Raw genomic sequence first — 14429 nt, 5'->3', positions numbered from 1 at the left:
TTTGACCGAATGCACTTCGAACAGAAGAGGGCAGAAACCCTCAAAATCGGGAGCCGCTTCGAATCCGACTCCATTCGCGCCCCAAAGTTTTGACCACGAACGGCGTTCTCAATCCACACTCGAGAACATCTTTCACGATGGTGTGAACAAGAGTTGCCCTGCTGTAACCTGCGCGAACGAGGTGTTGAATTTGAGTTGACAGTTCGTCATCACAGACCATGCTGGAAGAAGACTGACCGACCGGTTTCAGAGCGGCAATTTGATCGGATCGGCAATTTGAATCGCGGAGGAACGAATGCGAGTCGGCGTCACTGGAGCGACAGGATTTATCGGGCGGTATCTCGTTTACGAACTGGTTCAGGCTGGGCACACCTGTCTTTGCCTGTCTCGTCCTTCGAGCGATCGCGGAGGATTCGAAGAAATCGCCGATTCAATCACCTGGATCGAGGGATCACTCGGTGACGGACAAGAGCGCGAGTTTGTTTCCGAATGCGACGCCATCGCGCACACAGCCCTCTTTCACCCGAGCGGAAAATTCATGGGCGGCGAAGGGGATTTGATTCCGTACCTCGACGTCAATCTGATGGGAACCCTCAAGCTGATCGACGCAGCGTTTCAGGCATCCGTCGAACGATTCGTCTTCGTGTCAACATGCGCAGTCCACGACGTGATTCTCGACGACCGACCTCTCGACGAAACACATCCGCTTTGGATGAAGAGTCATTACGGCGCTCACAAAGCAGCGATCGAAATGTTCGTTCACAGCTACGGTCTTGGTCAGGGAATGCCCATCAGTGCCGTCCGCCCGACCGGTGTGTACGGCGTCAACCGGCCTGTCGAAAACAGCAAGTGGGCTCCTATGGTCCAAGCGATTATCAACGGCGAGCCGGTCAACTGCTCTCGCGGAGGAAAAGAAGTGCACGCGGCGGATGTCGCGAAAGCGATTCACCTCTGCCTGAAAGCAGACGCAGAAGAGATCAAAGGACGCGCGTTCAACTGTTATGACCGATACATCTCACAGTTCGATGTCGCCACTCTCGCCAAGTCACTGACCGGGAGTTCCAGCGAGATCACGGGAGGACAAACCTCTCCTAAAAATCAAATCGAGACGAACCGGCTTCGCGAACTCGGAATGAAATTCGGCGGGACAGCACTCTTCGAACGAACAATTGAAGAACTGATCGCCGGGTTAAAGTCTTAGCTGGCAGCAGAAATTTCAGGTGTCAAACAGGCTCTCAACTCCAGTCAGAGCGGATTTGCAGACCGACTTCAGGGTTCACCATTGCGGCAGTTGCGAGTTGAACGGAGTTCGCCCCCGCGTCGAGATACTGGCGGACATCGGCAGCTGTTTCGATCCCTCCGACACCGACAAGTTCGACCGGCAGTCCATGCGTCTCGACAACCGTTCGGCATCGCCGAATTTGATCGACAGAAGCATCGCGAATCGCTCGACCGCAAATTCCCCGCGATGCCCCCGAGAATAAAAGGTCACCTTCTTCTCGGCTCACTTGAGTCGGAAGGCTGTTCGTCGAAACGAACGCATTTACGAACTCCCCGACTTTCAAGAGAAGTTCCGCGAGCAACTCATTGTCAGGGAGAAATCCGATCTTCACAAGCAGCGGAACGTCAGCACCGATCCGTTTTCGAACAGCCTCCGCGACCGTCGCTGCCTCGGTCGGATTTTGAAACAGTTGCCCATCTTCACTGCAAACATTCGGACAGGAAAAGTTCATCTCAACGCAGTCGGCTCCGCTCTCAACCGCCCAGAAAGCACACTGCGCGTAGTCCGCTCCCAACTCGTCAATTCCCCATCCATCCTGCATTGTTCCAACGACAGACACCGATAACAGTTGTCCAGAGCCGAGAGACTGCTTCGTCTCCCGAATATCATTCTTCCAAAACTCCGGTTCTTTGGAAGGCATCCCAAATGAAACCGCCCATGTTCCGTCCATCTCCGAAGCTGTGGGAGTGACCTGTTCTGTTCCATTCATCATTTCAGATGAGACGGGAACAAGATTCGGCAACGGATAGCACTCTCTCACCCCACTTCGAACGGTTTTGTAGGTCAGCACATCGAACCCCAACGATGCGTAGTACCGCACCCAGTTCCCGTTGAGCAACGGACCGGCCGCAATCCCCAACGGTGAATTCACGGCCTTTCCGCAGAATGTCCAATCGCCTGGAAGTTTCGCAACAGGGGAAGACTCCGCAGTCTGTGGAGCATGAGCAAAGTTCCAATCGTAAGACTGGTCAATCTGAAATTTTCTTTGCGGTGATTCAGACGGATTCACGATCACGCTCCGCAGCTTTGAGAAACTCATCAATCTCACTGAGACCCACAATACGCCCAGCGACCACATACGTCAGAATGCCAGCCAGCAGAGGCACGATCAAGCGGACAGCATAAGTCGCCATCCCCTCTCCTGCAGGAAGAAGACTCGTTGAGAGCAGGCAAACCCCGACCATCATCGTGGTCGCCAACAGAGTCCGGATGGTCGTCTTTCCGATTTCTCCCCAGGGCAAACCGCTCGTTCGACGATTGAGAAGCCAGACCGTCATGAAGACCTGAATTGCTGTTGCGACAACGCTTCCCAATGCCAGCCCTGCACCTCGAAACAAAACAACGAACACGACATTCAAAAGAAAATTCAACACCAGAGTCGCGATCCCAAACCACATCGGCGAAATCCGATCCCCGAGCGCATAAAACGCCCGGTTCAGAATCGTCAAACTGATGTAAGCCCACACCCCTGCTCCGTAAATCGAAATCATTCGGGCTGTCATTCGAACATCTTCTTCGGTGAATTCTCCGTGTCGGAACATCAAGTTCGTCAAAGGTGTCGCCAGAAGAAAGAGCCCGGCACTGGCAGGAACCGCGATCGTGGCAGTCAGTCGCAATCCTCTTCCCAGAGTTTTCCGGAGTGCTGTCAGATCCCCGGATTGTGCATGCTGCGCCATCAACGGATATAAGACCGTTCCGAGAGCCACTCCGAACACCCCCAGCGGAAACTGATACATTCGCTGACCGATATACAATTCGCTCGCTGTCCCCGCTGGCAGGAGTGCCGGAAGACCGAACGATTCAAGCGGAGCGGGTCCGCCGTTGTCGGGTCGAGACAAGCCCCATGCCATCAAGCTGTCCAGCACAGCATTGCACTGAATGACAGTCGTTCCGGCAACGACGGGCAACATCGTCCACATGACCTCCCGTACACGATGCCACTGTCGACGCCAGCTTCGAGTCGGTCCCATTCCAATCCAGAAGAACGCGGTCAGCGGGAGCGTCAACTGAACGGCGCCTGCAATCAGAATGGCGAGCGAGACAATTTTCACTCGAGTTTCCGGGACGCTCGTCGTCTGAACCGAAATAAAAGCTCCTGTGAGCCAGAAGACATTCAAAACGACAGGCACAAGAGCCGGCCAGAGAAAGACTTGAAGGGCATGCAGTCCGGCGGAAAAGAGCGCAGCCGTGCAAATCAGCACCAGATAGGGCAGCAGAATCGCCAACAGCTGAAGCAGCAGAGTCGTTGATTCCGAAAGTTCCGCCGTCGCCAGAAACCAGATCAACACACCTTCCGCGAGAAGGACAAAGAGCGAAAGAAACGAAAAGAGCGCGATTGCCACCGCTGTCATGGTGTCCCGGGCAACTCTGTCTCCATGCTCTCTACGGTCTCGCAAGAAGACCGGAAGAAAGGCTGCGGTCAATGCCCCTTCGCCGAACAACTGGCGAGTGAGATTCGGTAATCGAAACGCAACGACAAACAAATCGAGAATGGTCCCCGCACCGAACAGAGAAGCCATCACAATATCACGAGCCAATCCGAGCACACGGCTGAGCAGTGTACACAGGCTGATCATTCGCAGATTGCGGACGACACCTGAATCCGAATGTGACGTCGGGAGGCGAGGCTCGGTTGCAGGCTCCTCTGGGGACATCAATACTCCACACGTCGTATTGGGATAACAGAAGTCACAGTCTCTTCAGAAAGTGTGTTCAAAATGGTCACGCAAGTTACTGGATCGTCCCTGCCCACGAAACTGTCGCGGCATCACTCTTCGATCCGGATGGAATCGGTGAACGCACTGTTTTTCACAGCACGATCCATTCGTTTCCGTCGACAAGATTCCTTCAAAGGGTGACCGATATGAACATTCTTGCCATCTTCATGAAGCATCCAGAACCCGGAAAAGTCAAAACGCGACTCGGCCGGGAGATTGGATTCGACGAAGCTGCTGAACTTTATCAGGCCTTTCAACTGGATCTTCTGGAGTCCACTCAGCGGACGAGCGATCAACGAGTGATCGCGTTTTCACCGGTCGCTGAGGCATCCCGCAAGTACTTCGTGGAGCACGCAAACGAAGACGATCTTCTGTGGGAACAACCTGAAGCCACGCTCGGAGAGCGATTAATTCAAGTCTTCGATGACTTCCTCAATCAGGACAACCGGGTCGTCGTGATTGGATCGGACAGCCCGTCGCTCCCAAATCGCCTGATCGAAGAAGCGTTTCGACAACTGGAAACGTCAGACATTGTCTTAGGCCCAGCTTGTGACGGCGGATATTACCTTGTTGGCCAGCGGACCCGATGTCCGGAAATGTTCAATGACATTTCCTGGAGCGAGCCGTCCGTTCTCTCTCAAACGGTGGAGAGAATTCGAAACGCCCAGCAATCTCTTTGTCTGCTCGAGCCATGGTACGATGTTGATTCGCTCGACGACCTTCAGATGCTGCGCGAACACCTCGACGCAATGCGAACGTCAAACTCCACCGAGAACTTTCCCATGCGCACCTTCGAACTGACGCACAAGTTGCTGGCCGAACTTTGATCGGTTGACTGAGCGAAGAACTCAGCAGTTGGAAGGTTCAACGGCTTCAAGATTCATCAGCGTCAAGATTCAACGGAGGTCGCTTCCCGAAGGACAGCTTCCCGTTGAGATTGTCCCATAAACGGATGCGTGGAGAGATCCTCCGCTTCGACCGGTTGAAGAATGCGGGGCATTTCTGCAGCGACTTCATCGCAGCTTTTCTCCCACCACTTACCAGCCAATAGCGATTGAATGGTCTCTTCGGAAAACCGATAGCGGATCACCTTCGCGGGATTTCCCCCGACAACGGCGAAATCCGGAACATCTTTCGTCACGACAGCTCCTGCCGCCAGAATGGAACCAATTCCGACTCGATTACAGTTCCCGACAATTGTGACTCCTGAGCCAATCCACGAGTCATGTCCGATCCATAGATTTCCGGATGGAATCGTGTCTTCTTCGAGGAATCCCAACTTCGAGTTGTAATAGAACGGGTGCATCGGAACCCGATCGACAGGGTGATTTCTCTTGAAGATCTTCACACCCGCCGCGATGGAAACATATCGCCCGATGACAGTTCCCGGAGGGAATTGATTTGTGACGAAACAGTCCCCGTAGGAATAGTCCCCAATCTCAACACCATAGACGTCACGCATTATTTCTCGCGCGGTGATCGAAAAATACGGACCACCTTCGAGCTTCGTGGCCTTCTCGACGCTCCAGCGACGGAGGCCAGGAACCCGACACAGCTTCTTCAAGAGACCAGAGAAAACTGATCGTTGCATCGAATGTTTTTGTGAGGGTTCAACCATCGTCATTTACGCAGACGTTTAGAGACTGGAGTGTTTTCGAAACGGGAAACCCGTTCCTTGTCACACGATCAGAAGCGATCTCTGTGACCCTTTCGACTCAACCAAGGAACTTCTAGGATATTGTCGCGATACAGATCGACAACACTTACGTAACTCCGAAAAACCTACCACTTTCATCACGATTTGCATCAACTTTAGAGATTGTGCCGATCGAATCGATGAGTTCTTAGAGAGATCATGGAATGACTGACCGGATTGTATCCAGTTCCCTGATGTTGACCGCCTCTTTTTTTCTGGCGAATCTTCTGACTGCCTCTCATGTCTATTCAGACGACTACGACGTCGTAGTGTATGGCGGAACGTCTGCTGCGATCACTTCGGCCGTACAGGTCAAGAAAATGGGCGGGTCCGTTGTCGTCGTTTCCCCTGATATCCACCTGGGAGGATTGAGTTCGGGAGGGCTCGGCTGGACAGATACCGGCAACAAAGCTGTCATCGGAGGACTCGCTCGAGAATTTTACCATCGCGTCTGGAAGAAGTATCAGGAACCGGACAACTGGAAGTGGCAGCCTCGCGAATCCTACGGGAATCAAGGACAGGGAACTGCTGCGATTGACGGTGCGCAGCGGACGATGTGGATTTTCGAACCGCACATCGCGGAAGAAGTCTTCGACGATTTCGTGAATGACTATGACATCCCGGTCATCCGAGATGAATGGCTTGACCGGGAAGATGGCGTGACGGTCGTTGACGGAAAGATTCAGTCGATCCGCACGCTCAGCGGAAAAACATACTCCGGCCGCATGTTTATTGACGCAACATACGAAGGCGATTTGCTCGCAGCTGCGGGTGTCGATTACCACGTTGGTCGTGAATCGAACGACACCTACGGAGAACAGTGGAACGGAATTCAAGTCGGCGTCTTCCATCACGGTCACTGGTTCCGCGATCCGGTCGACCCGTACGTCGTTCCTGGCGATCCAGGCAGCGGCCTGCTCCCTCGCATCAGCTCCGAACCGCCCGAAAAAAAAGGCGAAGGTGACCATCGCGTGCAAGCGTACTGTTACCGAATGTGCCTCACGAACCACGATGAAAACCGAGTCCCGTTTCCGAAACCTGATGGATACGACCCAGCCCAGTACGAGCTTCTCTTGCGAGTCTTCGAAACCGGCTGGAGAGAAGGATTCAACAAGTTCGACCCCATCCCGAACTACAAAACTGACACGAACAATCACGGTCCCTTCAGCACCGACAACATCGGATACAACTACGATTACCCCGAAGCGACCTACGAACGCCGGAAAGAAATTCTTCGCGAACACGAACAGTATCAGAAGGGGCTGATGTACTTCGTCGCCAACGATCCGCGCGTCCCCGAAGACGTTCGAACGAAGATGTCGAAATGGGGTCTCGCCAAGGATGAGTTCACTGACAACGGAAACTGGCCGCATCAGATTTATGTTCGCGAAGCACGTCGACTGATCGGCGAATACGTGATGACCGAACACAACTGTTTCGGAACGAAAGAAACGATCGACCCGGTCGGAATGGGCTCATACACCCTCGACTCCCACAACGTGCAACGATACGTCACCGACGAAGGCTTCGTTCAAAACGAAGGTGACCTTGGAGTCAGAACGCCGCCGTATCAGATTTCCTACAGATCGCTGGTTCCGAAAAAGGCACAGTGCACGAATCTTCTCGTTCCGGTTTGTGTGAGTAGTTCGCACATCGCATTCGGTTCGATTCGAATGGAACCGGTCTTCATGATCCTTGGCCAATCCGCAGCCACAGCGGGGATGCTGGCCATTCAAGACGACCTTGCCGTTCAGGATGTTCCGTACTCGACACTCTCTCGGAGACTCCTCGATGACGGGCAGGTTCTTGAATACGACAGCCCCAGGACCGGCAACTTCAAACGATTCAACAAGAAAGACTTCGCGGGAATTGTTGTCGACATTGAAGAAGCTGGCATTCCCAATGGATGGGTGATCAGCGCGTCAACAACCGGCTTCCTCGGGAACAATTACCTGCACGATGGAAACCAAAAGGATCGCGACAGAGAGATCACCTTTGATGTCCCGATTAAGGATTCAGGAAAATACGCCGTCGCTGTCAGCTACACACCCCATTCCAACCGGGCGACCAATGTCCCGGTCACAATCAAGACGACGGATGGACAAGAAACCGTGCTTGTCAATCAACGAAAACAACCAGCAAAAGATTCGATCTTTCACACGCTGGGGACATATCAGTTCGACGCACCCACGGCCACAATCCAAATTGGGACGAAAAACACCGATGGTCACGTGATCGTTGACGCTGTCCAACTCATTCCTGTTGAGTGAGAAACAACGTTCCCGCGTTCGAACTCCAGCATCCCGATCTTCATCTCGAAGGTTGAAATCGACGCGAGTGATACGTGATCAATGTTCGCTCATTTCCGGAGCCGCGTGTCGCTGCCGCTAATTGAAATCGGCTTCGCGAGTTTGCGGACGCAAACGCCGCATTGAACGAAAGAACAGTGTTCAGACGGGTTCAGAGAGACGAGAAAATTGGTCTCGTTCAATTGGTTGTCGAATCGGACGGCTGCAGAGCTGTCTGAACGGCAGGGTGAGTTGAGCGAACGGAGTTGGTCGACTTTGTGATCTCTTCGAACACCGGTTCAAGCACTTTCGAAACCAACTTCTCTGCCCCCAACGGTGTGATGTGATGGCTATCGCGATAGAACAAACCATCTTCATCACAGATCAAACTTCGCCCGTCCTCGTCGAATGCATAAGGCGTCGGGTCGAGAATCGTGACGAAATCGTCATCAATTTCATCAAAGATCTGATTGATTTCGAACTGCCGCTGATGGTGTTTCTTCATGGAAACACCCGTTGGAAATGGCTCATCAAAGAGTACTGACGAAAAGACTTTCTTTTCCGGATCGAGCCCTTCCTGATCAGGAACCTGAGCCACGATCCAGACTTTGGCTCCCGTTTCTTCCAGCCTTGCGATGGTTCTTTTGAGTCCCCGCTCGACAACATCTTCGTATTTGTCGGGGGTCTCGAAATCGCAGAGATCGTCGAACATCAACGACTCAAGTTCCTCAGTCGCATCGCGAGATCCATCTGCCCAGCGTGCAGCGAGGATCACATGCTCAACATCATGATCGTCGATGAATTCAAGAACGCGATCGTTCCACTCTCGTGATTCGATTCCCTTGTACGGTCGCCATGTCCCCAGAAGTGGCTTCCAGCCGCCATGAGTGGCAACCACACAATTGAGACCATGCTTCGTCGCAAGCCGGTCACAGAGTTCGACAATTGCTCCCGCGTGGCTGTCACCCCAGAGGACACAATCAATTTTGTCATTCGGCCCATCCGTAACTCCCACGGTGGGCAGCGATTCATTCAGGACGGCATCGAGGCTTCGGGAGTACTTCAACCCGGCTCTCTTTCTCGTCTGGCAGAACTTCAGAGCTTCTTCTGTAAATCGAAACCTCATGCCTTCTGTCGAAATGATCCACACGGAGAAGACTGAAAGACACACACAGACCGCCACGCCCGCCTGAAGTGGACGCCAGGAAAACGAAGTTCGCTTCCCGGAACGAAATGGCGTCTCGATAAATTTCCACGAGAGGTAAGCAAGCAGGAAACTCCCCGCCAGAATGGCCAGTCGAATCGCGACAGAGAGATCTTCTCCGAGCCAGTATTTCGGAAAAACAATCAGTGGCCAGTGCCATAAATACAGCGAATAGGACATCAGCCCGATCGTCGTCAGGAAGCGGTGCGACAGAATTCGTCCCACTCCTGTATTTTCCAGGCTGTTGGAATAAATCACGAGGCATGCCCCGATGCAGGGAATCAGAGCAGCGATTCCGGGAAACGGAGTCGCGCTGTCATAGAAAACCCCAGCGGCAAAAATTGCCAGCAATCCAAGCCAGCTGATTCCGGACAGGTGCCAGCGTTTGAGAGCGGTCGGCGAAGGTGCATAGGTCAGCAATCCCCCGAGCAACATCTCCCAGGCACGGGCCGGCAAGAGAAAGAAAGCGGACGAGGGGTACACTTTGACTGACCAGCTACTGATCGCCAGTGAGACAAACGTGATTCCTCCAAGAAGTTTCACCACCCGTTTCGCTGGCCAGCGCCGAGTCATGAACAAGATCAGTGGGAAGAACAAGTAGAACTGCTCTTCAACCGCTAGTGACCAGGTGTGCAGCAGCGGCATCAAATCGGAGGGACCGTCGAAGTATCCGGTTTTCGTCCAGAAGTAGAAATTCGAAACCATCAGTTGCTGGCAGATGGCGGAGTCCGCGAGATATTTCAGGTCATTCGGCAACAAGAGAATTGTGCCCAGCACCAAAGTGACAACAACCATCACAGTTGAGGCCGGAGCGATTCTTCGAATCCGCCGCATCCAGAAGTCCGCGAGACTGAACCTCTCAGCAGCTTGCTGTTTGCGGATGATGCCCGTGATCAGAAAACCGGAGATGACAAAAAAGACGTCAACGCCGACAAACCCACCTGTGAACCCGAATCCGCAGTGGAAAAGAACAACAAGCCCCACCGCAAGAGCACGAAGCCCGTCAATATCCGGCCGATATTTCAGTTCACCCATCGCAATACAATCGAGTCAGATTGTCAAATTCGTGGAATTCCATCAAAACTCAGATTCTGAAATACTATCCATCGACCATTTTCATGGTTTCTCTGCACATGCTCTCAACAGAATTCTGCTTTCGCTCGTGCGTTTGACTGCAAACCAAAAATGAAGATGCTCGAGATGTGCTTTCGAAGTCCCTCATCAATCTGCGTCTCGAGTGGCTTCTCGTCACACCCATCGACATTTAAGTGCACTTGCACTCTTTGTCTTATGGAACCGCTGAGTTTCGACTGCACGGTTGTGAAATCGTGAGAGGAGACCCGAAATTCTGTTCATGAGGGAAATTCGACCAAACTCGGCGCGAAAAGCTATATCAAGAAACAGAGAATCGAGACAAGACCAATCTCTGGCCCCAAAGCCCTATCCAGAAGCCTGCTCAGAAGTCTCCTTAATTCCCCGGTGCGAAGAGTTCTCAACTCTCAAGCGAACGTCGATTGGACATATACCGATCAACCATTTCGATCAGCGACCGAGAGTGAATCGGTTTGCTCAAATAGGCATTGCATCCGGATTCAATGCACCGATTCATATCTCCCTACATGGCATCTGCAGTGAGCGCGATAATCGGCCCTTCGTATCCAATTTTTCTTAACTGTCGGGCTGTCTCGTATCCATCAAGATTCGGCATCTGCATATCGAGAAGGATCAAGTTGGGAACTTCACCGACGTTCACTCGTTCCGTCATGTAATCAACGGCCTGTTGCCCGTCTTCCAACTCATCAACGGCCGCTTTGGCTTTCGTCAGAATGTGTTTTGTCAGAAAGCGAACGTCTCGGCGATCATCAACAACAAGCACACGACCATCGAGTTGAATCTCTTCGACAGGAATCGCGGCCGGAGAATCTTTCTCGAATCCCTGTGGACTTCCCGGTTCGACGAACTCGACGTCACCGATGTCGCCAACCGGAATTCGAAGCGTGAACACACTCCCTTCTCCGAGTTCACTCTCAACACTCACCGTTCCCGCGAGCATTTCGGTCAGTCGCAGACTGATCGCCAATCCGAGACCAGTCCCTCCAAAGTGTCGCGTGACCGAAGCATCTCCTTGAGAGAACGGTTTGAAGAGACGCTGTTGTTGCTCAGCCCCGATTCCAATTCCCGTGTCAGCGATTGCGAATTCGAGAGAGGTCGCCTCCACAGACCGGACGGTCAGTGTGACTTGCCCCTCATGCGTAAACTTAATCGCATTCCCAACAAGGTTCACAAGAATCTGTTTGAGCCGTTTGGGATCACTGAAGATTCTCGCCGGGATGGGCGTTTCGTAGACAACTTCCAGTGTCAGATCTTTCTCCGAAGCACGCACTTCCATGATGCTCCGCACGTCTTCCACGATCCGGGAGGGATCGAATTTCTCTGAATCGACTTGAGTTTTCCTGCCTCAATTTTCGAAAGATCGAGGATGTCGTTGATGATTTCGAGGAGATAGTCACCGTTCCGGCGAATTGTTTGCAGATACTCACGAGCTTCGGGATCGGTGATTCGACTTTGAATCAGTTCGGCGTATCCGAGAATGGACGTCATCGGAGTGCGAATTTCGTGGCTCATGTTGGCAACAAAAGCACTCTTGGATTCATTGGCCACTTCCGCCTGTTGCCGCGCAAGTTCGAGCTTACGTTCATTGTCTCGCTGACGAGTAATGTCCAGCATGGTGCCAATGACTTGCTCAACCTTTGGCCCGTCAACGGATTCGTTCCACATGCTGAGCCAGTTCGTTCGGACATATCGAACGTCACCGTCCGGACGAATCACACGATGTTCAAGATCCCCGCGCGGATGCCGGGAATCAGTCAGCGCCTGATGAATGGCGGCAGCGTAAGCCTCTCGATCTTCCGGATGAATAAACTGCGGAACATCATCGAACGAATCGCTCAGAATTTCCGTATCTCCGTAACCGAGGATGCGGCGAACTTCCGACGACCAATGAGTTTCCCGTTTGAGAACATCAAGGTGAAACGATCCAAATCCCGAAGCTTCTCCCGCGAGACGCAATCGTTCTTCGTTCAGTTTCAAAATCAACTCGGAGTTTTTTCTCTCCGTGATATCAACTTCCACTCCGACCATCTGAAGCGGTGACATTTCGTCTTCAAGACTGAGATGGGCGAGCGAGAGCACCCAGCGAAATTCCCCGTCGCTGTAAACTCGGTACTCAGATCGAAACGGTTCTGAATTCTCCAGAGCGCTGCGAATCGATGCTTCCACTTCTGCTCGATCATCCGCGTGAATGCGCTCCAGAAAGTCTGCGAGACTTCCAAGTGGAACTGATGTCGCTAACTCATCATCTTCAAAGCGATCGTCGAACCAGAACCACAAGTCGGTATCGACATCCCATTGCCAGAGACTGAGTTCTGCCGCGCTCAAGGCAAGACGCAATCGCTCTTCACTGGCTTCGAGCCGAATTTCGTACTCTTTCTGGTCGGTAATATCCCAGTTGAGTCCATGAATTGCCGTCACTTTTCCATCATCATCCCGAGTGATGATTCCGACAGCAGAAATCCACCGCACGAGCCCATTCGGCCGGACGATTCGAAACTGAATTTCGTAGTCGCGCGTCCCTTCGATGGCTTCCAACCAATGTTGTTGAAGCAACGGAAGGTCTTCAGGATGGACGACTGAAAAGAATAATTCCGGCGACGGAGTAGAATCGGGGGAAAGACCGAGCAGTTCGAATAACTTTGGCTCCCAGAAGCTCTTTTCCGGAGTCCATTCCCAGGCAGCCATCTCCCCAGCTTGCAGTGCCATCGAGACTCTGCGTTCGTTTTCGACAAGCCGCTGTTCTGCTCGGTATCTGTCGCGAATATCGACACCGGAGGGAATGAGATATTCCACTTCCCCCGCGGAATTCATGATGGGAGCAATCATGAAATCGATCATCACCCCTTCATCGCCATGAGCGAATAACGAGACATCAAACCGGACGACCTCTCCGTCGAACGCTCTCTGCATCGCTTCTCGCATCTGGCGAGCGACGTTCGGATCGTAACTCCACCATGGAGCATCTGCGAAATGTTTCCCGATCACTTCTTTACGCGTCGTTCGCGCAATTTCGAGCGAACGATCATCAACTTCGACGAGATTCCCGTTGCAGTCGATCACTCCCACCAAGCCAAGTTGATTGTTGATAACCCGTCGGAGATGTGCTTCTCGATCGACGAGGTCCTGCTCTCGTTCCCGACGTTCGGTGATGTCCGAGACCACTCCGAAGAATCCCTCAACTTCTCCTTCGGAGTTCTTCTGAGTCTGCCCACGAGCACGCATCCATCGCCGCTGACCGTCGACTCGGTTGACGGCGTACTCTTCTTCGAAAACGTCGCCCCCTTCGACCGAGCGTTCCACCGAAGCAAGGACACGTTCTCGGTCCGCTTCATCAATACGTTCGAAAAACTCTTTTGTCGTGATGGACTGCGTGGGCGCGAAGCCGAACAACCTGTTGAGGTTTTCATTCGAAACAACTTCGCCGGTGGGGATGTCCCAACTCCACGGAGCCATCTCGCTTGCCTCGAATGACAAATCGAGTCGAATCTTCGCCTTCTCTAATTCCTTCTCGGCTCGTTTGCGATCATCGATATCGATGTTCATTCCAACCCAACGGTGAACCGAACCATCGACACATCGTTGAGCGACTGCCCGCACCTGCGTCCAACGATATCCCCCCTGATGATGTCTGAGACGATATTCGTGATGCATCTGTTCGCCGGTCGAGACAGCGGCCTGCCAATGTTCGAGCAAACCGGGGAGATCGTGGGGATGAATCGCAGCTTGCCATCCATCGCCAATCCATTCTTCATACGTCTGCCCGGTGAAGGCTCGCCAACTCGGAGAATCTTCCGTCACGATTCCACTTGCATCGGTGACCCACACAATCTGTGCGGAAGCATCCACCAGCAGTTGGAAGAGTTCCTGACTCTCACGAAGCTGCGTCACATCGATAAAGGTGACAACAATCCCCTCGCACTCTCCGGAATAAGCCCGATAAGGAAGCACGCGTCTCAAATACGCTTTCCCGGACTGAGAGGCTATCCGGAAACTGAGGTTTTGTGAAAGTCTGGTTTTGTTCACACTTTGCGGTTCATCAACGCAAAGGAGTGCACGGTGTCCGAGGCGATTCGAAAAGCGTACCCAAGTGACCTGACTGACCTTCAGTGGGAGATGATCGAAATGATTC

General features: G+C 52.7%; 9 protein-coding genes. 3 read left to right on the top strand and 6 right to left on the bottom strand.

Translation table 11 applies throughout. The features are described from left to right. Positions 1–295 precede the first annotated feature (295 nt). Positions 296–1201 (top strand): NAD-dependent epimerase/dehydratase family protein, encoded by a 906-nt coding sequence (locus KOR42_RS14045; RefSeq protein ID WP_146510468.1) that lies wholly within the window; start codon positions 296–298, stop codon positions 1199–1201. A gap of 34 nt (positions 1202–1235) precedes the next feature. On the opposite strand, the gene KOR42_RS14040 is transcribed toward KOR42_RS14045, so the two are convergent. After that, positions 1236–2291 (bottom strand): beta/alpha barrel domain-containing protein, encoded by a 1056-nt coding sequence (locus tag KOR42_RS14040; RefSeq protein WP_197441182.1) that lies wholly within the window; start codon positions 2289–2291, stop codon positions 1236–1238. Further along, entirely contained in the window at positions 2278–3936 is a 1659-nt protein-coding gene (murJ, locus tag KOR42_RS14035) for a murein biosynthesis integral membrane protein MurJ (RefSeq protein WP_146510466.1), read from the bottom strand. Before murJ ends, KOR42_RS14040 begins: the two co-directional genes overlap by 14 nt. Before the next feature lie 209 nt (positions 3937–4145). Between murJ and KOR42_RS14030 the strand changes: the two genes are divergently transcribed. Beyond that, on the top strand, positions 4146–4826 hold the full coding sequence (locus tag KOR42_RS14030; protein ID WP_146510465.1) for a TIGR04282 family arsenosugar biosynthesis glycosyltransferase: 681 nt from the start codon (positions 4146–4148) through the stop codon (positions 4824–4826). Positions 4827–4888: 62 nt separating this feature from the next. On the opposite strand, the gene KOR42_RS14025 is transcribed toward KOR42_RS14030, so the two are convergent. Further along, on the bottom strand, positions 4889–5590 hold the full coding sequence (locus tag KOR42_RS14025; protein ID WP_146510464.1) for a CatB-related O-acetyltransferase: 702 nt from the start codon (positions 5588–5590) through the stop codon (positions 4889–4891). Positions 5591–5859: 269 nt separating this feature from the next. Between KOR42_RS14025 and KOR42_RS14020 the strand changes: the two genes are divergently transcribed. After that, a complete protein-coding gene (locus KOR42_RS14020; RefSeq protein ID WP_231740928.1) occupies positions 5860–7965 on the top strand; it encodes an FAD-dependent oxidoreductase in 2106 nt (701 codons plus the stop codon). Positions 7966–8182: 217 nt separating this feature from the next. On the opposite strand, the gene KOR42_RS14015 is transcribed toward KOR42_RS14020, so the two are convergent. The 3 genes from KOR42_RS14015 to KOR42_RS26665 form a co-directional block, all read right to left on the bottom strand. Next, positions 8183–10222, bottom strand: a complete 2040-nt coding sequence (locus KOR42_RS14015; protein WP_146510463.1) for an acyltransferase family protein — start codon at positions 10220–10222, stop codon at positions 8183–8185. Positions 10223–10802: 580 nt separating this feature from the next. Beyond that, complete coding sequence (locus KOR42_RS26670; protein ID WP_197441181.1) at positions 10803–11576, bottom strand: ATP-binding protein; 774 nt, start codon at positions 11574–11576, stop codon at positions 10803–10805. After that, the gene (locus tag KOR42_RS26665) at positions 11546–14323 is read right to left on the bottom strand and encodes a PAS domain-containing protein (protein WP_390620884.1); all 2778 of its coding nucleotides are present in this window, start codon (positions 14321–14323) and stop codon (positions 11546–11548) included. Before KOR42_RS26665 ends, KOR42_RS26670 begins: the two co-directional genes overlap by 31 nt. Positions 14324–14429: the final 106 nt, after the last annotated feature.

This window comes from Thalassoglobus neptunius, assembly GCF_007859735.1.
Lineage (GTDB): Bacteria > Planctomycetota > Planctomycetia > Planctomycetales > Planctomycetaceae > Thalassoglobus > Thalassoglobus neptunius.
Note: the sequence above shows the minus strand (reverse complement) of the source record. Positions and strands in the feature narration are given on the sequence as shown.